Origin of the sequence: Luteibacter sp. (assembly GCF_035539195.1) — a bacterium.
GTDB lineage: Bacteria > Pseudomonadota > Gammaproteobacteria > Xanthomonadales > Rhodanobacteraceae > Luteibacter.
In genome coordinates, this window is the sequence record NZ_DATLIW010000030.1 from 423,774 (window position 1) to 448,471 (window position 24,698).

Here is a 24,698-nt window from a genome sequence, read left to right on the forward strand (position 1 = left end):
CGAACGATCCGGATGACTTGGGCCGGCGTGGGGAGGGCGGAAGGTTTGCGCATCGAGCGCGGTCCGGAACGTCGCTGCTTCCCACCGGCCCGTAAAGGGGAATGGGAAGCCGCAACATGAAGCCAAGCACTAGCTGTTTATCCATGGCAATCGTCGCGCACGCGTCAGGCGTGCCTGTGCCGATGATGTCCGCCGCCAGGCGGAAATAACACCTTTATCGCGGCGCCGAAGCTGCCCATGGCTTGATCGCAACGAAGCCTCTTCGCGGAGAGTGCTCGCGGGCACGGTTGCGTCAAAAATTTGGATCGATCCAAGCCGGATCACTCGGAGGATACATGCAGCACTAGATCGCGACTCTGCAGCAGTGATGTACGGGGGATCATCGCGCCGACTCCAAAAGGGCGCACACCACTGAGGGAAATAAAACGTGACTTATCTGCCACATATGCTTAAGCGCAAGCCACTTTACGCCGCGCTCGCTACCGCGACCTTGTCGCTCGCCGGATATCTGGGGGTACCCGCCGAGGCCTTTGCGCAGTCAACTACGCCTTCCGCAACGACGGCGCCCGCACAAGCACAGGCCACCGCCAATCCAGCGGTGAAGAAGGACGACAAGGACAAGAAGGCAGATAAGCAGAGCAACGACACCGCGGCCGGTCCGACCAACCTGGACACGGTCGTCGTCACCAGCTACCGCCAGTCGATCGACCAGAACGTGTTGGACAAGCGGGACGCGAACTCCATCGTCGAGGTCATCAACGCCCAGAACATCGCCCAGTTTCCGGCCAAGAACATCGCCGATGCGCTGGCGCATGTCCCTGGCGTGGTCATCAGCCGTGAGTCGGGCGAAGGCAAGACGGTCAGTATCCGTGGCCTCGCGCCCGAGTTGACGCTGACGGAGTTGAACGGCAACTACGTGGCCTCCGCCGATACCTCCGCCGGCCTGACGCGCTCGTTCAACTACACGCTGATGCCAGCCAACATGTTCTCCGAGATCAAACTCTACAAGAGCCTCGAGGCACGCCTGGACGAAGGCGGCATTGGCGGCAACGTGGACCTGCACACGCGTCGTCCGCTGGAAATGAAGGCGAACGACGGCTTCGTGTCCCTCAACGGGGCGGGCTCGGATAACAGCGGCAAGATCACCCCGCAGACCTCGGCCCTGTGGTCGTGGAAGAACAAAGACGAGACCTTCGGCGTTCTCGTCGCCGGTTCATACCTGAAGCGTCGCGATGTGGATTACACGGCCAAGGCCGACAGCTGGCACTGGTGGAGCAACGACTGCACCAGCCAGGCTACCTGTACCGCACCGCCGACGGATGTACACGGCAGGCCTTACGGTGCGGACGTGGCGCCGAACCTGGCCCTGTGGCCGGGTGGCGGCGTGGTCGACCAGGCGGGCAATGTCGACTCCGGCTACTGGATGCCGCAACAGTTCTCGACCAACCGGAACCAGCTGGACCTGAAGACCAAGGGCGCCCAGGCGACCATGCAGTTCAAGCCCAGCGACCATTTCCTGCTGACGGGTAACTACTTCCGTTTCCAGCGCCAGCAGACCCAGATCACCAACACGCTGGAAGTGCCCGAGTGGGGCCTGCCCAGCAACAGCAACTATGCGGACCAGCAGGGCCGCCTGCTTGCGCCGAACGGACTGACCTTCGACCCGTCGCACACCATCGTCACCGGTGCCAACTATGTCCTGCCGCCCGCGGGCGTCGGCTGCAACTCGCTGACCAACCCGATCACCGGCGCGACGCGCCAGGCGGTGGACACCTGCTCCACGGAGATTCCGTGGCTCAACGGCAATTACTCCGTGGAGAAAGCCACCTCGCAGACCCTCAATCTCGAGGGCGAGTGGGACAACGGCGGTAGCCTGAGCGGATCGTTCAATGTCGGCCGCACCTGGGCCACCGGCGGCCCGTCGATCGAACTGGGCATGGCCGCCAAGCCGCGCAACTTCGTCAATGGCCAATGGGTGCACGGCAGCAACGGCGCCGCCTGGACGCTGGGTGGCAAGCCGACCCTCTCCGCCTCGCCGGACGTGCTGCAGAACATGTTGGCCGGTGCAGGGCAGGTCGACCTGGGCTCGACCGGTTCGAACATGGTCAATACCAGCAACTCGCAGAACTTCGCCCAGGCGGATTTCACCTGGGCGTTCGATTCCACCTGGCTGCAATCGCTGCAGTTCGGCCTCAAGTACCGCGACAACCACGCCGAGCAGACGAGCAACGAAGTGCGTTGGTACTGCAAGGGCACCACATCGCAATTCCAGACCTGCGATCCAAACGCCGGACAGTTGCCTGCGGGCTTCCTCCAGGCAAACTCGCTCGACGGCACGAACGAGGCCTATAGCGACAGCACCTTCCCGGCGATCAATTTCCCGGCGTACTACAACTATCTCAACCAGACCTACGACCGGGTGATCTATAACCACCCCGACGACAAGTCCTCGATCCAGGAAAAAATCGCGGCGGCTTACGTCCAGGCCAACTTCGACACGGGCACGATCCGCGGCAACGTTGGCCTGCGCTTCGTCAGCACCGGGCAGAACCTGACCGTCGCCGACGAAATCACCACCAACAACGCGGTGTATTACCACGATGGCGGCGGCAACATCCTCATCTGCCCGACCACCGGACAGAACATTGCCGGCGGTGCCTGCGCACCGGGCGATTTCCAGTACCAGCCGCGCGAGCAGGCCGTCGTCCAGACGTTCTCCAATGCCTCCACACGCAAGCGCTACAACAAGGCGTTGCCGAGCTTCAACATCGCCTGGACCGTCGCCGACGATGTCGTGATTCGTGCCGCGGGTTCGCAGGCGCTGGCGCGCGCCAACTACACCGACCTGGCCCAGCTGGGCAGCCTCACCAACAACACCCAGGCCTACTACAACGATCGCAAGCAGTTCGGCGCACCGTTGCCGGGTTGGTACGGTAGCGGCGCGAACGCCGATCTGAAGCCGTTCACTGCGACCCAGTTCGACCTGGCGACCGAGTGGTACTACGCACCGCACTCGGTGGTCGGCGTGGATCTGTTCCAGAAGAAGGTGAAGAACTTCGTCGTTCCGGTCACCGTCGAAAACATCAATGTCGACGTGGCGGGTACGCCGACGAACTTCATGCAGTACAGCACCAACGCCAACGGCCGCTCCGGCACGTCGAAGGGTGTGGAGCTCTACACCCAGCACACCTGGGACTCCGGCTTCGGCTACATCGCCAACTACACGCTCAACCACACCACCGAAACGCCGGTGTCGCTGGGCGACACGCAGGTGGGCAAGTCCGAGTTGATCGGTAGCGCCAAGTACGCGGCCAACGTGTCGGTGTTCTACGAAAAGAACGGGCTGCTGCTTCGTGCCAGCGACAACTTCACCGGCCGGACCATGCAGGGTCTGTCGTCGGGCCTTCCGATCTACTCGGCGCCCTACCACCAGATCGACTTGAACGGCGATTACGAGTTCAACAAGCACCTGATGGTCACCGCCTCGGTGATCAACCTGACGAAGTCGACACCGCACGAGTACCTCGGTAGCGATACCACGGCCCGCCTGGTCAGCCTCGAATACGCGGGGCGCCAGTACTACGTCGGTATCACGTACAAGTTTGGCGATGGTGGTTGATGAAAGACCGACGGGGCCGGGCGTCATGCCCGGCCCCGTGTTCGTTTCCGTCCCCAGGAAGAAAACATGAATTCCCCACTCGCCTTGCTTCGCCGGCGTCCGGCCTTCGCCGTGGCGCTGACGATGGTCGCCCTTGGATGTATCGGCGCGGTCGATGCGCAGAACGCCAAGCCGCCGCATGCCTCCCCATCGAGCGTGGACGTCGCGAACCCCCTGGTCGGTACCGCACCGTTGGATCGGCAGGAACTGATCGGTAACGCGCCGCCGCCGGGCGAGCCGCTCTACTCCGGCATGACCTCACCGGGCGCGAGCCTGCCACAGAGCTCCACGGATGCGGCGCCAGTCAATATCAATGCCGACCTGAGCTTCGCCACGGGCGTTCCGGTGTCCTACGCCTATGGGCGCCCGGCCATGATCGGCTTCACCGGCGGCGGCTCGACGTACGGTGCGCGCGCCGCGCCGATGATCATGCCCGTGGTGGGCGACTGGACCGTGCCGCCGGACTACGCCGCGTCGTATTACGACAAGTCGACCGAGAAGGCGTCACCGGGTTACTACGCTGTGGATCTGGCCACGTTCCATACGCGCGCGGAGCTCACGGTGACGCAGTGGACCAGCCTGATGCGCTTCACTTTCCCGGCGAGCCATCGCTCGAACGTGGTGGTCAACCTGCGTCGCGCCGGCGGCGATGTGGAAGTGGTCGGAGATCGCACAATTCGCGGTGTCGACACCGGCAGTCGCGGCAACCACGACGCCGACGGCCCCTGGTTCGTCGCGGAGTTCTCGCGTCCGTTTTCCAGCTTCGGCACGTTCCACGCCGACATCAACGACAAGGGCGAAGGCCTCGGCCATGAAGACGTGCAGGCCGGCCAGCGTACGGTGTCCGGCAGCTATGCGGGCGCCTACGCCACCTTCGACACGAAGGAGGGCGATCAGGTAGTGGTGAGGATTGCCCACGGTCACAGCGCCGACGAGGCGGCTCGGCGACTGCACGCGGCCGATGGGGATTTCGACGGCGTGCACGCGAAAGCTCGGCAAGCATGGGCGCAGTTGTTCGACCGCGTCCAGGTCACCGGCGGCACGCCGAAACAGCGGGCCTTGTTCTATTCGACGCTCTATCACTCGTTCGCCAGTCCACGTGTCGTCGCACGCAAGGGCGAGCAGTACACCGACGCCAAGGGCCAGCTCAAGGTCGCCGCGTACGACCTTTACAGCCCCGTACCGTATTGGGACACCGGGCGCAACCAGATCGCGCTGTTGATGCTGCTCGAGCCTGACGTCGTGCAGGACATCATGCGTTCCGAGCTGGAGCGGGCGCGCGAACACGGATACATGAACACCTCGTTCCATGGCGATCACGCCGTGTTCCTCTACGACGGTGCCATGCAGCGAGGCATCCCGTTCGATTATGCCGGCGCCTACGAGGTGCTGCGCAAGAACGCGACCGATCCCAAGGGGCCGCGTGGTTACCTCGCCGAATACGACAAGAACGGCTGGATCTCCGACATCGTCCCGCCGGGTAACCCGAGCCCGCCCTATGCCGGCGGCAAGGCCGGCGTGGCTACGACCCTGGAATATGCCTGGGACGATCATGCGCTGGCCGATCTCGCCCGACGCGTCGGCAAGACGGACGACGCCGAGATGTTCCAGCGTCGCGCGGCGAACTACCGCAACGTGTTCGATCCCTCGGTCGGGTTCTTCCGCGGCCGTACCGAAGACGGCAAGTGGATTTCGCCGTTCGATCCGGCGGAGCCTTACTACAACTTCATGATGAAGGAAGGCTCGGGCTGGTCCACACTCTGGCTGGTCCCGCATGACGTACAGGGCCTGATGAACCTGCTTGGCGGACGCGATGCGTTCAATGCCAAGCTCGACACGTTCTTTCATACGCCGTATGCGCCCAAAGGCATCTGCCGCGATTGCACTGGCGTGATCGGCCAGTACGTGCAGGGCAACCAGCCGGACCAGCAGGCCGCGTATCTCTACGCATGGAGCGGTCAGCCGTGGAAGACGCAGGCGCTGACGCGACGCATCCTCGCCGATCTGTACGGCAGCGACGCCGCGGGCTATGGCTACCCCGGCATGGACGACCAGGGATCGACGTCCTCGTGGTACGTGCTCAGCGCGATGGGCTTCTACCCGGTCGACCCGGCCACGCCGGACTACATCATCGGCAGCCCGATCTTCGACCGTGTTCGCCTGCGCCTGGGTAACGGCAAGGTGTTCGAGATCGTGGCCCGCAACAACTCCGGGCGGAACATGTACATCCAGTCCGCCACACTCGACGGCAAGCCCTGGACCAAGCCCTGGTTCAGCCACGCCGATATCGTCAACGGCGCCACCCTGGAACTGACCATGGGCCCCGAGCCCAGCACGACCTGGGGCACCGATCCGCACGATGCGCCGGCGTCCATGTCGGCCCCCACCACGACCCACCCATGAAGCAGCCCATGAATAACCCGGCAAGCATGAAGACCATCGCAGACGTGGAGGGCAAAGCAGAAGTGAAAGGCAAAGCAGAACCGAAAGGCAAAGCAGAACCGAAAGGCAAAGCAGAACTAAATGGCAAAGCAGAACTAAAAGGCACCGTAGAACTGTGGGAGCCGCTTCAGCGGCGATCGGTCCGAGTGGAACGATCACCCCTCTGGACCACCATGGCGTTGGCCCTAGCCTTTGCGCCCATAGCCCTGGCGGCGCCCGACAAGACCGCCGTCTGGAACGGCAAGCCAGCCCCCCTGGCCACGCCCTGGACATCCGAGGTCTCGCCCGGCAACGCCTTGCCCGAATACCCACGCCCTCAGCTAGCCCGCCCATCCCTCGACCATCCTCAATGGATGAGCCTCAACGGTCTATGGGAGTACGCGGCAACCGACGGGCAGGGCAAGCCGTCGTTCGGCAAAGCACTGAAAGATCGGGTGTTGGTGCCATACCCGATCGAATCGGTGCTTTCGGGCGTGCAGAAGCATGCGGACTTCATGGTCTACCGCCGCCTGGTGGATATCCCTGCTGCGTTCACGGCGCAGGGCAGGCATGTACGCCTGAACTTCGGCGCCGTCGCGCAGGACGCCACGGTGTACGTCAACGGCACGGAAGTGGCGCGGCATACCGGCGGCTACACCGCCTTCGGTGCGGACATCACCCAGGCGCTTCATCCGACCGGTCCGCAGGAAATCGTCGTCGCCGTGCACGCACCGGTGGACGGCGTCAATGTGATGGTCGGCAAGCAGCGGCTGAAGCCCGACGGCATCTTCTATACGGCGGCCTCGGGTATCTGGCAGTCGGTGTGGCTGGAGCCCGTGCCGGCGACCAGCCTGGCACAACTGGATTTCACGGCGGTGCGGAGCCTGGACGGCTTCACCGTGACGTCGAAGCTGCAAGGTGGCAGCGCGAAGGCGACGTTGCATGTCACGGCTTATGCGGACGGCAAGCCGGCAGGCGAGGCGAGCGGTCCCGCCGGCAAGCCGCTGCGCCTGACGATCGCGCATCCACGCCTGTGGAGCCCGCAGGATCCTTTCCTTTACACCTTCAAGGCCACGCTCGCGCAGGACAAGCAACGCGACGAGGTGACCAGCTACGCGGGGCTGCGTACGATCGCGGTGGCGAAGGTGGGCGGCCTCAACCGGATCGTGTTGAACGGCAAGCCGACCTTCCTGCTGGGCACGCTGGACCAGGGCTACTGGCCGGACGGCATCTACACCGCACCCACCGACGAAGCGTTGAAGTTCGATATCCAGAAGACCAAGGATCTCGGCTTCAACACCATCCGAAAGCACATCAAGGTGGAACCGGCACGCTGGTATTACTGGGCCGATCGCATCGGCTTGATGGTCTGGCAGGACATGCCGGCCCTGCCGAACGGGCACAACGAGAAACTCAGTGACGCCGACAAGGCGGGTTTCCGCGCCGACGTTTCGGCCATCGTCGAGCAGCTCAAGGGCGAGACGTCGATTATCGGCTGGATTCCATTCAACGAAGGCTGGGGGCAGTGGAGCATTCCCTCTGCCGCCGAGTTGGCCGTGCAGATCAAGAAGCTCGATCCGTCGCGGCTGGTCAATGCGCGCAGCGGCGCCAATTGCTGCGACACCAAGGGCGACCCGCACGCTGGTGATCTCATCGATATTCACGACTATCAAGGGCCGGGCCTGCCGGCGCCCGATGCAACGCGGGCCTCGATGGACGGCGAACACGGTGGCCTGACGCTCGGCGTCCAAGGGCACATGTGGCCCAATACCGCGATCAATCCTTACGGCGACGTCAAGGACAACGCCGCACTCAACGACGGCTACGTCGCCAATACTGCGGTGCTCCGGGACAAGGGTCCGGGTATCGGCGTATCGGGCAGTGTCTACACCCAGATCACCGACGTGGAAGGTGAGCACAACGGCTTGTACACGTACGATCGCAAGATCGAGAAGGTGGACGAGGGAAGGGTTCGAGCGATCAACGAGGCGACTGTCAGAGCAGGAAGCCAACCCTGACGTACGCTGCACGCTGCTCATCGATTGCCGCATGCTTCCCGCATGCGGCATTTTTATTTAAGTTCGCGGTCACGTTGCCTTCCATTCATACCGATGAAAGGGCGTTGAAATGAACGCAAGATGGTGCGACGGGCAAGACGAGAGTAGTTGCGGAAGGTGCCGCTTGCCCGCTTGCTAGACAAGCGACCGGCAAGCGATTTACTTCGTTTCTTAAGCGGAATCGCACGAGACCATCGGTGGGATCGCAACTCCCTGCAGCCGTGTTAAATGCTTGTGTGCACACAGTGATGGTGAAAGACTCGTTGGCAGACGAGCTCTTCCCCTACTCATGATCTCGTCATCCACAGTGCTTTGAAGCTTCCTGACAATCGTGTCGGGCTAGCCCACTTTGCTCAAAATAAGGGTGAGAGTCGTCTTTATGAAACGTAATAATCTTGCGTGCGCGTTGGCCGCGTTTCTTCTCGCTCCCGTTGCGAGCACGGCGTGGGCACAGTCCACCACTAACGATGCAGACCCGCAGGCAGCCAGCGGCGCCCCGAGCACTCTGCAGACCATTACGGTGACCGGTTCCGCTATTCCACGTATCGATACGGAAACCGCCTCGCCGGTGACGACGATCTCGGCCAAGGACATAGCTCGTAGCGGTTACACCACGATCTCCGACGTGGTTCGCTCCATCTCCGCCGATAACAGCGGGTCGATTCCCAACAGCTTTACCAGTGGCTTTGCTGCTGGCTCGTCCGGCGTGGCCTTGCGAGGCCTGACCGTGAACTCCACCCTGGTCCTGATCGACGGGCATCGCGCCGCGAACTATGCCGTGGCCGACGATGGTCAGCGTTCCTTTGTCGATCTGAATACGATCCCTCTGGCCGCCGTCGATCGCATCGAAGTGCTGAAGGACGGCGCCTCGTCGCTGTATGGCGCCGATGCCATCGCTGGCGTGGTCAACGTGATCCTCAAGCCCGGCTACCAGGGGGCGGAGGCGACAGCCGACATAGGCAACTCGGCGCACGGAGGCGGCTTCACGCGAAAGGGTAGCTTTCTCGTCGGCGGCGGCGACCTGAATAAGGACGGGTACAACGCCTACTTCAGCGCACAGTTTCAAGAAGACAACGCCATCAGCGCGGGCGACCGTGGATTTCCGTACAACACGGCCGATCTGAGCAGCATCGGTGGCGCCAACCTGCAGACCGGCCAGCCAGCGAACGGCTCAGGTTCGATCTATGGCTCGGTTACCCCCGGCACATTGGGTACTCCCGGCGATGTCACCACTGGCATCCCGAATACGGGTGCGACCGCCAGCCTGCTGACGGGCGGCTGCGGGGCCAAAGGCACCCTCACCAACGACGGCACGGGTACCTACTGCCAGCAGAACACCGTTGCGCAGTACGGTCAGATCCAGGCCAAGACCAAGGAAGGCGGCGTCTATGGCCGCCTGACCATGAAGATCAATGACACGACCAAGGCCTACGTGTCGCTCAGCTACATGGAGACGAAGACCGACGCCATCGCTTCCCCGGCACAGATTCAGTCGGGTACGCCGAACAACACCGACAACATTGCTCTGCCGGTCTATCTGAGCAATGGCAGCCTCAACCCGAACAACCCCTTCGCGGCGAATGGTCAGGCGGCCCTGCTCAACTATGCATTTGGCGATATTCCCCGTGGCAGCAGCTACGACAATCACAACCTGCGCATCGTCGGCGATGTCGCCGGAACCTGGGGCGAGTGGAACTACGATGCGGCATTGGTTCTCAACCACACCAGCCTCGATAGCCAGCTGTTCGGCTACCTGTCGTACGCGGGCCTGATCAACGCGGTCAATACCGGCAGCTACAACTTCCTCAACCCGGCATCCAACGGTGCGGCAGTGCGGAATGCCCTCGCACCAGGCTACGACAAGACATCCACGTCGGACCTCGATGCACTCGATCTGGCGGCCAATCGCACGTTGTTCGATCTTCCCGGCGGTGCGCTCGGGATGGCAGCAGGTATACAGCTGCGTCACGAAGCGCAGAACGACCCGACGCTGAACCCCGGTAACGAGTTCCAGGGTCTAGGCAATGCGCAGACGAAGGGCAGCCGCGATGTCGAAGGGGCCTACCTCGAATTCGATGCGCCATTGCTGGATTCGCTGGAAGCGGATCTGTCCGGCCGTGTCGATCATTATTCCGACATCGGCACGGAGTTCGCTCCCAAGCTGGGCCTGAAGTGGAAGGCGCTCGATTGGCTGGCGGTGCGTGGCACGTTTTCCAAGGGCGTGCGTGCGCCGAGCTTTTCCGAGAATGGCTCGAGCTCCAGCGAAGGTTTCGTAACGTACAATCCGCCAGCGGACTTCGCGGCTGCACATGGCAACAACGGGTATGTACAAGCGTACCAACTGGCGGAGTTCACCGATGCCAACAAGAACATCAAGCCGGAGCGGGCGAAGAGCTACACGCTGGGCGTCGTGTTGCAGCCAACCAGCTGGCTGAACGCATCGTTCGACTACTATCACATCAAGAAAACCGATGTGATCACGTCGACCGACGCCAATGCGATTCTCGATGCCTACTACGCCGGCCAAGCCTTGCCGGCAGGCACTCAGGTGATCGCCGATAAGCCGGATCCGCTCAATCCCAACGCGTTGGCGCGTCCGATCGAAGTGGTCGGCAGCTATATCAATGCCAATTCCTTGAAGACCGATGGCCTCGACGTCGACTTGCAGGCCCATTTCGCCTTCGGTAACGGTATCCAGTACATCTCCGATTTCAGCGGAACGGATATCTTTACCTGGAAGCTGACGCTTCCCGATGGGACGGTGGAATCCTTCTCGGGCACGCACGGTCCTTACAACCTGTCGTCCGGCGCAGGTACGCCGCGATACCGCGAATCATGGTCGAACACCATGATCTGGAACAATCTCACCCTTACCGGCACGTTCTATCACACCAGCGGATTGAAGAACACGGCGCCGGATGTGTATGGCAGTGATTGCATTCCCGATGGCTATTCCAGTTGCCGCGTGGGTTCGTTCACCGAGTTCAACCTCACCGGCAGCTACCAGTTCACGCCGAGGATTGCCGTCACTGCTTCGGTGATGAACGCATTCGATCGCAAGGCGCCGCTTGATGTTGCCAACTATGCCGCCACGAACTACAACCCGACGTACGCTCAGGACGGTGCGATCGGCCGGTTCTTCAACTTGGGTGTAAAGGTCAAGTTGTAAGCCGCATGTTCTTCAGTAAGGGAGCGGCGCATCGAGGACGCGTGAGGCGCCGATAGGCAGAGGTGGGCAACCCAGAATGTTGCCCACCTCGATTGGCGTCAAAGATGATCGGCGTCGATAAGAGCCCGGGTAAAGGCCTCCGGTGCTTCTTCCGGCAAGTTATGACCGATGCCACCGGTGATCAGCCTGAACTGATATTTCCCGGTGAACTGCCCGGCATAAGCCGCCGGTTGCGGGTGCGGCGCCCCGTTCGCATCGCCCTCCAGCGTGATCGTCGGCACTGAAATCTTCGGGGCCTGAGCAAGTCGCTTCTCGAGCCCGTCGTATTTCGCCTCGCCGTTGGCCAGGTTCAGCCGCCAGCGATAGTTGTGGACGGTGATGGCGACGTGGTCCGGATTCTCGAATGCCTGGGCGCTGCGTTCGTAGGTCGCGTCGTCGAAGTTCCACTTCGGCGAGGCGTTACGCCAGATCAATTTGGCGAAGTCGTGGTGGTTTTTCTCGTAGCCGAGACGACCACGCTCGGTAGCGAAGTAGTACTGATACCACCACTGGTATTCGGCCTCCGGCGGCAGCGGGTTCTTGCCGGCTTCCTGGCTGCCGATGAGATAGCCGCTCACGCTGACCAGTGCTTTCACGCGCTCCGGCCATAGCGCCGCAACGATGTCGGCCGAGCGTGCACCCCAGTCGAAGCCACCGAAGACCGCGCGCCTGATGTGCAGCGCGTCCATGAAGTCGATGACGTCCTGACCCAGCGCGGCGGGCTCGGCGTTCCTCATGGTGTCGGCGGAGAGGAAACGGGTCTGCCCGTAGCCGCGCGCATACGGCACCAGCACGCGGTAACCCTTGGCCGCTAGGGCAGGGGCAACATCGTCGTAGCTGTGGATGTCGTAGGGCCAGCCGTGCAGGAGGATCACCACCGGGCCATCCGCCGGGCCCAGCTCGGCATAGGCGACATCCAGTACCCCGGCGTGGACGTGCTTCAGTGGACCCAGGGGATCTTGCGATGCCGGGGCCGGCTGGGCTACCTGCGAGATCGCTGGCTGCGCGGACTGGGCGTGGGCGTTGCCGATCGGGCCAGCCAGGGCGGCGAGGATCGCCAGGGCAATGGTCTTGTTCATGGAGTTCTCCGGGGTGTGTGGCTTGACGACCCTAGGAGACCAGGCGGAGTCGTCTCGGATGTGTCCAGTCGCCCCCGTCAAACCCCTGGGAATGTGTCCGGGCCGTCCCGGGATACGTTGCGATACAAATGCCGGCGTTGGCATATTCACAAAAGGCAGTCCTTCGGCCGCTTACCCTCCAGGCGTCCTTGTCCGCGGTGCCGCATGCCAACCACACTGTCCCGTCAATTGTTTCTGGTGTGGGTGTTGGTCCTCGCCTCGTGCCTGGGTATCGCCGGGCTGCTCTTCGCCGCGTGGCACCAGACCGGCACGGCACAGCTCACGCATGCGCAGCGGACGCTGGCCACTACCTGCGCCGCTATCGTCAGTCGGTATAACGGCGCCAGTACCGCGGCTCGCGAAGACTCGCAAGCTGGCGGACTGGCCGATGTCGTCGTCCAGCTCGTGCTGGACGAGGCAGAGGGCATCGAGGGCGGGATATGGGATAACCGGCAGGGCTTCGTCGCCTATGCCTACCCGACGTATCAGGGCTCCGGGTCGAAGACGGATGTGCCGGACGCGGAACGTTCCAACCTGGCGGCAACGGCGGCGGCAGCGCTCAAGCGCGGTGCCATGGCCGACTACACCCGCTCGAGCGAGCGCGAGTCGCTGCTGATCGCCGCCTGTCCGATCGACGCGCATCGCGCCGGCTGGACGATGACCCATGTCGCGACCGCGCCCGGCCGCTCGTCGACACTTTTCGCCGCCGGTGCTGCCGTCCTGCTCGCACTGACCGTGACCTCGGCGGCCGCGCTGGCCGCCATCATGCGGCGCTGGTCGCGCCGGCTCGTCCTCATCGAGCGATCCCTGGCCGGGAGCGAGGCCATTCCCGATCTGCCGCCGACGGGTTCCCCGGAGCTGGATCGGCTGGCCCAGGCCGTCGTCGACTATGCGACGCGCCTTGCAGCAAGCCATCAGGCCGCCGCCGCACTGAAGGCGGCAGCACATCGCCACGAGCGGCTCGCCACGCTTGGGCGCATGACGGCTACCGTGGCGCATGAAATCCGCAATCCCATCGCCACGCTGCGGCTGGCAGCGGAGAACGCGCTGGCGTTGCAGGGCGATGCGGCGCCCGCGGCGGCGCGTTCGTCGCTGACGTTGATGCTGGCCCAGGTGAGCAAGCTCGACGAACTGGTCGAAAGCCTGCTCGGCATGGTCCAGCCGGTGCGTGTCCGGCTCAAAGTCGTGGACGTCGCGTCGTGGGCGCGAGAGGTCGTCAACGCCCTCGGCGACGATGCCACCGCCATCACGCTGCACATCGACGCCGGCGTGTCGAGCTGGTCGATGGATCCGGCGCAGGTGGAGCGTGCGTGCGTGAATCTGCTGCGCAATGCGCTACAACACCGCGAGGCAGGTACGAAGATCCCTTGGGCGATTCACATCGGTGCGGACCGGCTGATCATGGCGGTAAGCAACCAGGGCAGCGCGATATCTCCCGCGGTGGCCGACCGGCTGTTCGAGCCCTTCGTTACCGATCGTGTCGATGGCAACGGCCTCGGGCTTGCGCTGGTCCGTGAGATCGTCGAGGCGCATGGTGGGACGGCCCGTCACGAACGCGGCGATGCCGTTACCTCTTTCATCGTGGAGTTGCCATGGCGCTGATCCTGCTGATCGACGACGACCACGATTTCCGCACCACCCTTGCGGTGACACTCGGCTCGATGGGGCACGAGGTCCTCGTTGCGCACGATGGCGAAGAAGGACTGGCCATGCTGCAGGAAGCGCCGATCGAACTCGCCTTCGTCGACTACCGGATGCCGAGGATGGATGGCATCGCGTTCCTGCGCCGGCGTCAGGAGCACGCCCGGCTGCAAGCTGTCCCGGTGGTGATGCTGACCGCGTTCGCCTCCGGGCAAAACACCATCGATGCGATGAGTCTGGGCGCCTTCGATCATCTGACCAAGCCGATCGGGCGCGCTGCCCTGGCGGAGATCGTCACCCGCGCGCTTACATCGGCGCATCGGCCTGTCGCTCCTGTATCGGTCGATGACGACACCGAGCTCGCCGGCAACAGCCAGGCGATGCGACAGGTGCAGAAGCGGATCGGCCTGGCTGCCGGCAGCGACGTACCTGTGCTTATCACGGGTGAAACCGGCACGGGCAAGGAGCTGGTGGCCCGCGCTCTGCACAGGGCCAGTGCGCGTGCGCGAGGCCCGTTTGTCGCCGTGAACTGCGCAGCGATACCGGCGGACCTGCTCGAGAGCGAACTGTTCGGCCATCGGCGCGGCGCGTTCTCTGGCGCTACGACCGAGCGACAGGGCTACTTTCGCGAAGCCGACGGCGGCACGCTGTTGCTCGACGAAATCGGCGACATGCCGCTCGCCATGCAAGCCAAATTGTTGAGAGTGCTTCAGGAAGCCGCCGTAACGCCCTTGGGCAGCAGTCAGCCCGTGCCGGTCGACGTGCGCGTGCTGGCTGCCACGCATCGCCGGATCGATGGGCTGATCGCGGACGGACGCTTTCGTAGCGACCTGTTCTATCGCTTGAATGTTCTGCCGATCGAGCTTGGCGCGCTGCGCGATCGTCGCGAAGATATTCCCTTGCTTGCCGAGCGATTTCTGCGCGACGGCGATCTGCCCGCCAAGCAACTGACGGAGACGGCGGTGGCGTCTCTGCAGGCCTATGACTGGCCAGGCAACGTGCGGGAACTGCGCAACATGATGGACCGCTGCCGCGTTCTGGTGGCAGGCCGTGTTATCGACGCCGCCGACCTTGCGAGCATGTTCGCTTCGCCCGCGCCGGCAGTTGTGGATGACGATGCCGTGACCGATCTTCCGGAAGCCGTCGCGCGCCTGGAACGGTCGATGATTGTCGACGCGCTCGCGAAAAGCGGAGGAAACCGCGCAGAAACGGCGCGCCGCCTGGGCATTCGACGGCAGTTGCTCTACCGCAAGCTGGTGGACTACGGCCTGGAGTGATGTCTCTTTCGAGGACACATGGTTGTCCCCGAAACGGACACTCCCCGGCGTCGTGACGGCGCGAGGGCGCATCGCACAGGGCTTGCCGGGTTGGCACGGCGCGTGCAACGACTTTGTCAGCGGCCTCCCCACCGCTGTCACGGAGTCGAATCATGATGCATCGCCCCCTCTATCTTGCTGCGCTCGTCGCCTGCCTTGGCCTGGCCGACGTCAACGCGGCGACGCCTTCACCACAGACCGCGGCGCCGGGTGCGCCCCCTCCTGCGCCGGCCGATGGGCCGCCCGCTCCGCCCGGTCCGCCCGTCGCTTCGGCGCAGCAGCAAGTCAACATCACGGGACTCATCAGCCGCTTTCTCGTCAACCCCAACGGCGATGTCGACGGCATGCTTCTGGATGGCCGCACGCAAGTGACGGTTCCGCCTCCGTTGGGCAACGCGCTCGCGCGGAAAGCAAAAGCAGGCGACCGCGTCGCGATCGACGGATTTCGTATCGGCGCGCTGCCGCTCGTGCGAGCCGCGTCGATCGGCTTGTCCAACGGCGAACGACTGACGGACACGCCGCCGCTACCGCCTGTGGCTCCGCCACCGCCGCCTCCGCTACAACCGATGCAAGCGAACGGGCGCGTCGTGCAGCCGGTCTATGGGCCCCGCGGTGATGTGGCTGGCGCGATTCTGGATAACGGTCCGATCGTCCGGGTGCCACCTCCCGCGGCGCGGAACAATCCGCTGCTTCGCCCTGGCGCACACCTGAGTGCGAAGGGCTTCGGCATCGATTCGCCGTTCGGGCGCGCGATGCAGGTGACCGCCATCGGTCCAGCGCCTGGCGCGGAGCGGCCAGTGGGCCCACCGCCAGGCCCAGCCAACCCGCCACCGCCGCCCACACCCTGACTTTTACCTGGAGACTCGCATGCACCACCTTGATCCCGATCGGCTGCCGGTTACCCGCGGCGCACTCAACCGCTTTCTTCTCAACGGCCACGGCGACATCGACGGCTTGTTGTTCGACGACGGCACCGAGGTTCACACACCGCCGCATTTGTCCGCGGCCATTGCAAAGGCACTGAAACCCGGTGTGGTCGTCGAGGTGCGCGGCGTCGCGTTGCGTGAGGTCGACCTGCTGGTAGCCGTGGCCATCGATCCGCCAAAGGGAAAACGCATCCTGGACGAAGGCCCCCGCGGCACGCACGAGAAGCATCACCCCGAGGACGACGGTTCGCGCTGGTTGTACGAGGGCGACATTGCGCGGCTTCTGCATGGTCCGAAAGGAAACGTCCACGGCTTCCTGCTCGAAGACGGTGTGACGGTACGCATACCGCCGCATGCGGCCGATGCGCTAGCCGAACAGCTGGTTGTCGGCCAGTCCATCGGTGTGGAAGGCCGCTGGTTGGACACGCCGCATGGGGCGGTGATCCAGGCCGATGGCATCGGTGCGGATGTCGACTCCATCGAGCCGCTTCCGAAGAAGAAGCACTGACTGCCTGACCATTCACCGGACCGACGCCATGACGATGCGTACGAGCAAAGGGCGGCGCGCGCTTGAAGCGCTCAACTTCTTCATGGCCGACGTCCAGGCCGGTGTAGGACCTTTCCTTGGTGTTTTCCTGCAGTCAAAGGGATGGAATCCGGCGTCCATAGGGTCGGTGATGACCATCGGCGGCATCGCGGGCATGTTGTCGACCGGTCCCGCGGGCGCCCTGGTCGACGCGACGCGCTACAAGCGATCGCTGGTGGTCACATGCAGCATTTTTACCGTGCTTGCGTCGCTATTGCTCTGGCGGTCCCAGGCGTATGCCTGGGTGGCCGCGTCGCAGATGGCCACGGCCATCGGCGGCGCGGCCCTTGGACCGCTGCTGGCGGGCATCACGCTGGGCATGGTGCGCGAGTCGGGTTTTGCCGAGCAGTTCGGTCGCAACCAGATCGCCAACCATGCTGGCAACGTCGTCGCCGCGGCGTCCTCCGGTTACCTCGGATGGCGCTTCGGATTCGGCGCTATCTTCGTGCTGGCGGCGTGTTCCGCGGTGCTCGCCATCGTCAGCGTCTTGCTTATTCCCGCCGGCGCCATCGACCACCGCGCCGCGCGTGGCTTCACGGCGGATGACGAGCAGCATCCGTTGCCTGCCTACAAAGTGCTGCTGGCAAGCCGCCCGCTGATGGTCCTTGGCGCCGCCCTTGCGTTGTTTCACCTCGGCAACGCCGCCATGCTTCCGCTCTACGGCATGGCCGTGGTGAATGCGCACGAGGGAGACCCGGCCATTTTCACGGCGAAGACGGTCGTGGTCGCGCAACTGGTCATGATCCTCGCCTCCTATGTCGCCATGCGATCGCTGCGGCGGCACGGCTATTGGTCGATCATCCTGATCACGTTCCTGGCCTTGCCGGTGCGGGGTGTGGTCGCCGCGTTGGTTATCAAATCATGGGGTGTGTGGCCGGTGCAGGCGCTCGATGGCATCGGTGCCGGGCTGCAAAGCGTCGCCGTTCCCGCCCTGGTCGCCCGCCTGCTGGAAGGCTCCGGCCATGTCAACGTCGGGCAGGGGGCCGTCATGACGCTTCAGGCTGTCGGAGCGGCCTTGAGTCCGCTGCTTGGTGGCGTGCTTGCCCAGTACTTCGGCTACCGCGTGGCGTTTCTGTTGCTCGGCGGCATAGCGCTCGGGTCGCTGCTGCTTTGGTTGAGTGTCGCCAAACTCATGAGGGGGACAACGCCGCGTGGACACGGGGCAGGCGACAACGAGGTTCCGTGATGCGTGGGATAGTCCAGCCCTTGTCATCGTTTCCGTTTCGACGGACTTGTCAGGATGGCGCCTGTAATAAGGTGAACGAGATGATCCGCCCTTGGGGCGAACGAGGGTTGGTCGACCGCCCAGCCGAGAGCCGTCATCAGCGCGAACAGATCGTCCCCATTCATGTCGGCGCGCGCCGTGCCTTCGGCCTGAGCGCGAAGCAGTATTCGCGCGCTGGCTGAGTGCACCGCTGCGCACGAAGCATACAAAGCGGATTCGGGATTCGTATGGGCGGCCGCCATCAGCGCGACGACGCCCCTGTAGCTTTGGGCGAATCGCACCCATTCGCGAAACCAGCACACGAGCGCTTCGCCGGGTGACGTCGACGTTTCGAGTTCGTCTGCCTTCTGCGTCAGCGTGTCCAGATTCGTACACAGCAGCGCTTCGAACAGCGCTTCTCGCGTCGGGAAATGGCGAAGCAGCGTGGCCAGGCCGACGTCGGCCCGGCGGGCGATATCGCGCATCGACGCATCGGCACCATGCTCGGTGACGGCCTCACGCGCGACCGCAAGGATGTGGCTGTAGTTCTTTTTTGCGTCGGCTCGCATGGGGCGCCCTTGACAAGTGGATCACTGGTCCATATATTTGGATCAGTGATCCATATCGTACCGCAAACCGTACGATTTTAGGAGCACGACCACCGCCCACTCACCACGAGACTGCGCATGAGCACTATCAGCATCATCGGATCAGGTGGCATGGCAGCCGCGATCGGTAGCCTTGCCGTAGCGGCCGGGCACACCGTGGAGGTGATGAGTCGCGACGCCGCGAAGGCACAGGTGTTGGTCGGGCGGCTTGGCTCTGGCGCGACGACAGGAACGTTCGGCGCCGCCCCGGCCGGGGACATCGTCATCCTGGCGCTTCCCTACGCAGCCGTCCTGGATGTGCTGAAGCAGTACGGCGAAATGCTGTCAGGCAAGCTCCTCGTCGACATCACCAATCCCATCAAAGCCGATTTCTCCGGTTTCCTGACCGCCGAGGACAGTTTCGGCGCGAAGGAGATCGCCCAGGCCGCACCTGCCGACGCGCAGGTCGTGAAGGCGTTCAACACCCTGTACTCCCACGTCGTCGAAGCCGGTTCGGTCGACGGGCACCCGCTGGATGTGTTCGTGGCCGGAGAGGACGCGCGGGCGAACGCTCGGGTCTCGGCGTTCATCGAGAGCCTCGGACAGCGGCCGTTGGATGTCGGATCGCTGCTCATGGCGCGGACGCTCGAGCACGTCTGCATGCTCACGCTGGGCCTCATGGCCCACTCCATCAAACACACCAACTTCTCGATCGGCGTCAGCTTTGTCGGCTGACAGCGCACGCACCCGACCTGACGTACCCCATCATTCCAAGGAGCAGCACATGCACGTTTTTGTCACTGGCGGGACCGGCCATTCCGGCCCCTACATCATCTCCGACCTCATCGCCGCTGGGCATGAAGTCACCGCCCTTGCCCGGTCGGACAAGGCCGAGGAGGCGGTGTCCAGGCTTGGCGCCAAGGTGCGTCGCGGTAGTCTCGAGGACGTCGACGGGCTCAAGGCCGCGGCTGCGAACGCCGACGGCGTGGTCCATGTCGCGCACAGGCAAGACCTGCTTCCCACAGGCGGGATCAACGCCGTGGCTGCCGCAGAGCGCGAGATCATGCTGGCGTACGGCGAGGCGCTGGCGGGGACGGGAAAGCCGCTGGTCGTGTCGGCAAGCATCGGCGGACCCGGGTGGGAAGGTCTGGGGCGGCCGGCTACGGAGGAGGATCCGTCCCTTCCCGGCGGCGATTCGTACAAAGGCGCCTTACGGGTTCGCAATATCGTGGAGACCACGGTGATCGGTCTCGCCGAGCAGGGCGTGCGGTCTTCGATCGTCCGGATTCCCGAAATCATGCATAGCAGCACCGATAACGCCGGCTTCCTGCCGCTGCTCATTGGGCTCGCCAAGGAGAAGGGCGTCGTCGGCTATCCCGGAGACGGCGAAAACCGCTGGACCGCGGTGCACGCCCGCGATCTCGCCTCGGTGTTCCGCCTTGCGCTAGAGAAGGGTGCCGCCGGCAAGAACTGGCACGCGGTCGCGGATGAAGGTTTTTCTTTTCGCGAGCTCGCCGAGGCCCTTGGCAGCCGCCTGAACCTGCCGGCCGTGTCCATTCCCGCAGACGCCCTCATGTTGCCGGGCTTTTTCGGGTTCCTTGCAAATCTGGTCACGCTGGACACCCCGGCGTCCGCCGCCATCACGCGCCGGGTCCTCGGTTGGGAACCGACGCAGCCTGGCCTGTTCGCCGATTTGGACAACGGCCATTACTTTCCTGCCCACTGACTTGACCCCAACCGTCGAGGAGACTTTACATGAGCACTATCAGCATCATCGGATCGGGCGGCATGGCCGCGGCGATAGCCGTCCGTACCGCCAAGGCCGGGCACACCGTCGAACTCGTCAGCCGCGACCCTTCCAAGGCGCGGGCACTGGCTGACCAACTCCCAGCGGGAGCAACGACGGGCACCTATGGAGCGGAACTGGCAGGCGACATCGTCATCCTCGCCGTGCCGTACGCCAGCGCGGCAGCCGTCGTGGCCGACTTTGGGAAAGCCCTCGACGGTAAAGTGATTATCGACATCACCAACCCCGTCGCCGCGGACTTATCGGGCCTCGTCACCCCCCAAGGCAGTTCCGCTGCGCAGGAGACCGCCAAGGGCGTTCCGGCGGGCGCCCATGTCGTCAAGGCATTCAATGCCATCTTCGGTCACGTGCTGACCAAAGGTGGACGTCTCGACGCGTTCATCGCAGCCGACGATGCGGGCGCAAAGGCGCGCGTCTCGGCCTTCCTGGAAAGTCTGGGGCTGCGTCCGTTGGACGTTGGCGGCTTGCATATGTCCCAGTCGCTTGAAGCGCTCGGCCTGATGATGATCGGCCTGGCCAAGAACGGCGCCGGCACTTGGGACATCGCCATCAAGGTCGATATCGGCTGAGTCGTTCCGACCACCCCAGAGCCCTTGTGGCGCAGGGAGATCGCGACGTGGAACCCATCCTGGCTGTCCGAGGCATCCCGAGGCGAAGCGGTGCCTGCATCGACTCAACGCAGGACTTGCTCCGCGTCGACGATCTGGACACCCTGCATCTGTCCTAGTAGCCCGTCGAGCCATGGCTTGTGCGTCGCACCGATGATGGCGAGAACGCGAGCGCCCGGCGTAGCGCCGGACGCTATGCGGATGTTGGCGGCGATGATGAGATTACGAACCTCCCAGCCGGCCACGTAGCGCTGCCCATAGTGCTCCAGCGACGGGTCCGCCAACGCGGCGCCAAAGTCGGTGCGACTGGCGAGAAGAGTGCTCTCAGGACGGTTGATCAAGCGATACAGGCTCAACATCTCACCACGTTTCAGCAGTGCATCCTGTTCGTCATCCATCGTCTTCCGCCGGGGTGCGGCAATCGCCCACTGCGCCGACACGGCTTTTCCATAGGCCTCCTGGTCGCCGACATCGATGCCGTCGTTTGCGTGGTCGTCCACTGGGAAAACGCGCTGGAGGCCGAGCCGTGCGGCAAGTCGCGCGGCGATCTGGTAATTCTCGCTATTAGTGCCGGTGGCCAACCGGTCGAGCGCAGCGACGAGCTCGTTGTCCAGGCCGTCCCCGGCGCGACGCTCGGGGACAGCCAATTGCAGCCATTGCACGGTGGCGGAAGTGCTGTCGCCGGCAGCCAAAAATACTGCCGCGAGCCGCCGTCGTTGCGATGCCGTCGGATGGTCAGGCCAATGACTCAACGAATGACGCATCTCGGCGAGCGCCGCCGTCAGGTCCAGGCCAGCCGCTGTCCTCGCATGGCTCGCGTCGCGGCAATAGTGCTCCTTGACGTCGACGGGATCGTAGACTGCCGGATGACGCGCCATCAAGTCGCACATCTCTCCGGAGGTACTTTCGACGGTGATCACGGTTGGTTGAAAGACTGCAAGGCGATCAATCACGGGATTGAGCGAGTCGACCTTGAAGCCTTTAGGAGCACCACGCAAGTGCACCGTGCCCAAGACGAGGATCCGTGTCGCCGGCGCAGCGTCAGGTACATTCAATGCAGGGAGTCGCGCCGAGGTCTGCGCCACGGCGGGCATGGCGACGAGCAACAACAGTTGGCACAAGAGCAAGCGCTTCAGCATGACATTCAGCTTCCTTGGGCGTGCTAAGGACGATAGGGTCCCTACGGCGCGCCATGTCAGTGCCGGAAGGCAGGGCATCCAGCCACAGTGCAGGGTAAAGGGGCAGCGGCACGGTTATAGGCTCAAGTGACAAGGTTAAGGGACCTCGACGATGCATCGCTTATTCGACGAGCCAAGCCGAGACCGCACACGAAGTACGTCTCGGGCCTGCGGCATTGTCACTATTTTCCAGCATGCATCGGCGCTCGAGCATTCGTCAGTGGCAACACTCTCTCGCGAAGCACCTTGTACTCTGCGTCTACGACTTCCTGGTTCGGGTCGTGCCCGGAATGCTCCAGCAACACCCAACCTTTCTCCGGCGCGCTGATGCTCTCGTAGTACTGGCGCGCCAGTTCCGGAGGCGCCAGCAGATCATGCGCACCCTCGACGAAGAAGACAGGGATGGTGAAGTTCGTTCCCAACGTCGGAAGATCCACTTGCGACAGCATGCCGTCACCGTGCATCCCGACGAAGTTCATGAATGAGTAGTCCTCGCCGGCTTCGTAATCCGCCTCCGCTTTTTCCGTCGTGTAGGCTGGCGCTCGGTGCCAGCTGTCGGGCGGTGGCAACGTTACCTTCGATTCGTACTTGCGAATGACCCGGCGCACCTTCCCGAAGCTGCGAGGATCGGTCCACGGAGGTGATCCAACCTGATCGAGCACGGCGAGGGAATCTTTGTCGTTCGCACTCGTAGCGAGTGCCCGCAGCTTCTTGTAGCTCGCGGCCTGGGCTTCAACCGAGTTGACTACCTGAGACGTACCCACATACGCATAGAACAACTCCGGATGCGCCTTGGCCATATGGACGGCAAGAATCGAGCCCCAGGAACTGCCCCACAAGATGACTTTCCGCTTTCCATACCGCTTGGCAAGGTAGGCAGCCAGCTCATTTCCGTCTTGCGCCATCCGCGCTATGGTCAGCTTCTCGTCCGGCGCCGGAGGACTGCGCCCATAGGTCATGCCGGATCCCCGCTGGTCCCATTGAACGACGATGAAGTCGCGCTCGCCGGCGCTGTAGATGCTGTCGGAAAGTCCGCTCAGAGGATTGCCGGGGCCGCCACTGATGAAGAGGAGGACCGGGTTGGCACAGCTGTCTCCCTTGGCGGTCACCCACTGCTCGATTCCGCCAATGACGACAAAGCCCGAATCGTCGACCTTGGCCGGCTTGCCCTTGCACGAAGGCGAAAGGCTTTCGTGTGCCGGATTCCGTGCAGGTGCATCGGCGGAAATCGAAAGTGGTCCCCACACAACGGCAGCCAGCCCCAGGGCCAGCGCAATCCATCTCGTCACGGTTAACTCCCCTTTAATGGCGGACGCGCCATTCCGCACGAAATATAGCTTGTCCGGATTTGCCTGCCTACGAGGCTCTGGTCCAGAAACAAGCATCTGGGAACAAGCATCCGGGAACACCTAAACGCGGCCCTTCTCCCAACACGTCCGCGCAGGCGCTTCACTACCGGTCTATCCCCGGTAGGGTTCGGGCGGCGTTACGCACAAACCGGCTCTTGAGTGTCTACGAAGAGCTGGGCGGTCCAGGCTTCGGAGATGACGATGTTGTCCCGAGGAACAAATTCCCGAACTATCTGGTTCGTAGTGGCATTTCCGGCGTTGTTGAGAAAGTCGACGGACAGTATCAATATCGTGTAATTGGCGGTTCGCTGGATCGACTTCAGCGCGATATGACAAGGACGCAACTCAATGCATACCAGAAACGCTGACGTCTCACGGTCGCACTCGGTAGCAATGGTGGGGGCTCCTTCACGATGGCCGGACGTTCCTCGGGTCATTTGCCTTGCCCTGCTGGTGTTTGCCAGCGGTTGCGTTTCCGTTCACCCAAAGCGGATGGAGGTGGATCCCCTGCTGACAGAGAAGACATTTGTCGTAGGAAGCAAGGTCACGCTCACTGGCTACCTTCGGTACCAGTTCGAACACGAAGCGATTTACCCTGCAGACAAGCGAGATCGGAAGGCAATGCCTGGTGCCTGCCTGCCCGTGCTGGTGCCGCGTGGTGATGACTCCATGTCCCGGCAACTTTCGGGCATGGATGAAAAGGTTGTGACCATAAGCGGCTTTATCGACACGTGGGCAAAGCCAGGAATGATTGCCATCGGTGGATGCAAGGATCACGGCATCGTCGTTCAGACAGTCCACGTTGCTGACAAGTATTGAGCGGAATTTCCTTTTGCCTGACTCGTCGAGCTTTGATGAGGCTGCGGTGATGGCAAGACTTGGCGCGGGCTGGTGGCAGACATCCGTGACGAGCGTTCCCGACTCGGCCAGGCGCAGCGCGTAGATGACCTGTTCTTCGGTAAACCGCGACTTCTTCATCGCTCCTCCGGGGCCCGATCGGGCCGGTGGGTGAAGCGACCTTACCTCTAGTTATG

General features: G+C 63.3%; 17 protein-coding genes. 12 read left to right on the top strand and 5 right to left on the bottom strand.

What is annotated here, in order from left to right; all coding sequences use genetic code 11:
* The first annotated feature begins 427 nt into the window (after positions 1-427).
* The 4 genes from VM621_RS11735 to VM621_RS11750 all read left to right on the top strand — a co-directional run bounded on the left by VM621_RS11735 (position 428) and on the right by VM621_RS11750 (position 11,305).
* The gene (locus tag VM621_RS11735; RefSeq protein ID WP_325469131.1) at positions 428-3,619 is read left to right on the top strand and encodes a TonB-dependent receptor; all 3,192 of its coding nucleotides are present in this window, start codon (positions 428-430) and stop codon (positions 3,617-3,619) included.
* A gap of 66 nt (positions 3,620-3,685) precedes the next feature.
* A complete protein-coding gene (locus VM621_RS11740; RefSeq protein ID WP_325469132.1) occupies positions 3,686-6,061 on the top strand; it encodes a GH92 family glycosyl hydrolase in 2,376 nt (791 codons plus the stop codon).
* Complete coding sequence (locus tag VM621_RS11745; RefSeq protein ID WP_325469133.1) at positions 6,058-8,097, top strand: glycoside hydrolase family 2 protein; 2,040 nt, start codon at positions 6,058-6,060, stop codon at positions 8,095-8,097. Before VM621_RS11740 ends, VM621_RS11745 begins: the two co-directional genes overlap by 4 nt.
* Positions 8,098-8,515: 418 nt before the next feature.
* The gene (locus VM621_RS11750) at positions 8,516-11,305 is read left to right on the top strand and encodes a TonB-dependent receptor domain-containing protein (RefSeq protein ID WP_325469134.1); all 2,790 of its coding nucleotides are present in this window, start codon (positions 8,516-8,518) and stop codon (positions 11,303-11,305) included.
* 98 nt (positions 11,306-11,403) lie between these two features.
* On the opposite strand, the gene VM621_RS11755 is transcribed toward VM621_RS11750, so the two are convergent.
* Positions 11,404-12,423 carry an alpha/beta hydrolase gene (locus VM621_RS11755; protein WP_325469135.1) on the bottom strand — a complete coding sequence of 340 codons (1,020 nt, stop codon included), beginning with the start codon at positions 12,421-12,423 and terminating at the stop codon, positions 11,404-11,406.
* A gap of 204 nt (positions 12,424-12,627) precedes the next feature.
* Here VM621_RS11755 and VM621_RS11760 point away from each other — a divergent pair, with 204 nt between their 5' ends.
* The 5 genes from VM621_RS11760 to VM621_RS11780 all read left to right on the top strand — a co-directional run bounded on the left by VM621_RS11760 (position 12,628) and on the right by VM621_RS11780 (position 18,117).
* The gene (locus tag VM621_RS11760; protein ID WP_325469136.1) at positions 12,628-14,064 is read left to right on the top strand and encodes a sensor histidine kinase; all 1,437 of its coding nucleotides are present in this window, start codon (positions 12,628-12,630) and stop codon (positions 14,062-14,064) included.
* Positions 14,055-15,380, top strand: a complete 1,326-nt coding sequence (locus VM621_RS11765) for a sigma-54 dependent transcriptional regulator (protein WP_325469137.1) — start codon at positions 14,055-14,057, stop codon at positions 15,378-15,380. The genes VM621_RS11760 and VM621_RS11765 overlap by 10 nt, the downstream gene beginning before the upstream one ends.
* Positions 15,381-15,532: 152 nt before the next feature.
* Complete coding sequence (locus VM621_RS11770; protein WP_325469138.1) at positions 15,533-16,267, top strand: hypothetical protein; 735 nt, start codon at positions 15,533-15,535, stop codon at positions 16,265-16,267.
* A 19-nt stretch (positions 16,268-16,286) separates the two neighbouring features.
* On the top strand, positions 16,287-16,853 hold the full coding sequence (locus tag VM621_RS11775; RefSeq protein WP_325469139.1) for an OB-fold nucleic acid binding domain-containing protein: 567 nt from the start codon (positions 16,287-16,289) through the stop codon (positions 16,851-16,853).
* Positions 16,854-16,881: 28 nt separating this feature from the next.
* Positions 16,882-18,117 carry an MFS transporter gene (locus VM621_RS11780; protein ID WP_325469140.1) on the top strand — a complete coding sequence of 412 codons (1,236 nt, stop codon included), beginning with the start codon at positions 16,882-16,884 and terminating at the stop codon, positions 18,115-18,117.
* A 23-nt stretch (positions 18,118-18,140) separates the two neighbouring features.
* Here the strand turns inward: VM621_RS11780 and VM621_RS11785 are convergent, their stop codons facing one another.
* Positions 18,141-18,704: a helix-turn-helix domain-containing protein gene (locus tag VM621_RS11785; protein ID WP_325469141.1), complete on the bottom strand. Its 564-nt coding sequence runs from the start codon at positions 18,702-18,704 to the stop codon at positions 18,141-18,143.
* Positions 18,705-18,821: 117 nt separating this feature from the next.
* Here VM621_RS11785 and VM621_RS11790 point away from each other — a divergent pair, with 117 nt between their 5' ends.
* Genes VM621_RS11790 through VM621_RS11800 form a run of 3 tightly spaced genes read left to right on the top strand, consistent with a single transcriptional unit; the run spans position 18,822 to position 21,098 of the window.
* Entirely contained in the window at positions 18,822-19,457 is a 636-nt protein-coding gene (locus VM621_RS11790; protein ID WP_325469142.1) for an NADPH-dependent F420 reductase, read from the top strand.
* A 49-nt stretch (positions 19,458-19,506) separates the two neighbouring features.
* Positions 19,507-20,448: an SDR family oxidoreductase gene (locus VM621_RS11795; protein WP_325469143.1), complete on the top strand. Its 942-nt coding sequence runs from the start codon at positions 19,507-19,509 to the stop codon at positions 20,446-20,448.
* Between the two features lie 29 nt (positions 20,449-20,477).
* Positions 20,478-21,098 (top strand): NADPH-dependent F420 reductase, encoded by a 621-nt coding sequence (locus tag VM621_RS11800; RefSeq protein WP_325469144.1) that lies wholly within the window; start codon positions 20,478-20,480, stop codon positions 21,096-21,098.
* A 104-nt stretch (positions 21,099-21,202) separates the two neighbouring features.
* Here the strand turns inward: VM621_RS11800 and VM621_RS11805 are convergent, their stop codons facing one another.
* From VM621_RS11805 to VM621_RS11815, 3 genes are all read right to left on the bottom strand, one after another.
* The gene (locus VM621_RS11805; RefSeq protein WP_325469145.1) at positions 21,203-22,276 is read right to left on the bottom strand and encodes a DUF5694 domain-containing protein; all 1,074 of its coding nucleotides are present in this window, start codon (positions 22,274-22,276) and stop codon (positions 21,203-21,205) included.
* Between the two features lie 221 nt (positions 22,277-22,497).
* Positions 22,498-23,604, bottom strand: coding sequence for an alpha/beta hydrolase (locus tag VM621_RS11810; protein WP_325469146.1), 1,107 nt, complete (start codon positions 23,602-23,604; stop codon positions 22,498-22,500).
* A gap of 468 nt (positions 23,605-24,072) precedes the next feature.
* Positions 24,073-24,642, bottom strand: coding sequence for a hypothetical protein (locus VM621_RS11815; RefSeq protein ID WP_325469147.1), 570 nt, complete (start codon positions 24,640-24,642; stop codon positions 24,073-24,075).
* Positions 24,643-24,698 lie beyond the last annotated feature (56 nt).

What these genes read in the sequence shown, in the direction of transcription:
- VM621_RS11740 (WP_325469132.1), top strand. Translation starts at nt 3,686, where the DNA reads ATGAATTCCCCACTCGCCTTGCTTCGCCGGCGTCCGGCCTTCGCCGTG.
- VM621_RS11745 (WP_325469133.1), top strand. Translation starts at nt 6,058, where the DNA reads ATGAAGCAGCCCATGAATAACCCGGCAAGCATGAAGACCATCGCAGAC.
- VM621_RS11750 (WP_325469134.1), top strand. Translation starts at nt 8,516, where the DNA reads ATGAAACGTAATAATCTTGCGTGCGCGTTGGCCGCGTTTCTTCTCGCT.
- VM621_RS11755 (WP_325469135.1), bottom strand. Translation starts at nt 12,423, where the DNA reads ATGAACAAGACCATTGCCCTGGCGATCCTCGCCGCCCTGGCTGGCCCG.
- VM621_RS11760 (WP_325469136.1), top strand. Translation starts at nt 12,628, where the DNA reads ATGCCAACCACACTGTCCCGTCAATTGTTTCTGGTGTGGGTGTTGGTC.
- VM621_RS11765 (WP_325469137.1), top strand. Translation starts at nt 14,055, where the DNA reads ATGGCGCTGATCCTGCTGATCGACGACGACCACGATTTCCGCACCACC.
- VM621_RS11770 (WP_325469138.1), top strand. Translation starts at nt 15,533, where the DNA reads ATGATGCATCGCCCCCTCTATCTTGCTGCGCTCGTCGCCTGCCTTGGC.
- VM621_RS11775 (WP_325469139.1), top strand. Translation starts at nt 16,287, where the DNA reads ATGCACCACCTTGATCCCGATCGGCTGCCGGTTACCCGCGGCGCACTC.
- VM621_RS11780 (WP_325469140.1), top strand. Translation starts at nt 16,882, where the DNA reads ATGACGATGCGTACGAGCAAAGGGCGGCGCGCGCTTGAAGCGCTCAAC.
- VM621_RS11785 (WP_325469141.1), bottom strand. Translation starts at nt 18,704, where the DNA reads ATGCGAGCCGACGCAAAAAAGAACTACAGCCACATCCTTGCGGTCGCG.
- VM621_RS11790 (WP_325469142.1), top strand. Translation starts at nt 18,822, where the DNA reads ATGAGCACTATCAGCATCATCGGATCAGGTGGCATGGCAGCCGCGATC.
- VM621_RS11795 (WP_325469143.1), top strand. Translation starts at nt 19,507, where the DNA reads ATGCACGTTTTTGTCACTGGCGGGACCGGCCATTCCGGCCCCTACATC.
- VM621_RS11800 (WP_325469144.1), top strand. Translation starts at nt 20,478, where the DNA reads ATGAGCACTATCAGCATCATCGGATCGGGCGGCATGGCCGCGGCGATA.
- VM621_RS11805 (WP_325469145.1), bottom strand. Translation starts at nt 22,276, where the DNA reads ATGCTGAAGCGCTTGCTCTTGTGCCAACTGTTGTTGCTCGTCGCCATG.
- VM621_RS11815 (WP_325469147.1), bottom strand. Translation starts at nt 24,642, where the DNA reads ATGAAGAAGTCGCGGTTTACCGAAGAACAGGTCATCTACGCGCTGCGC.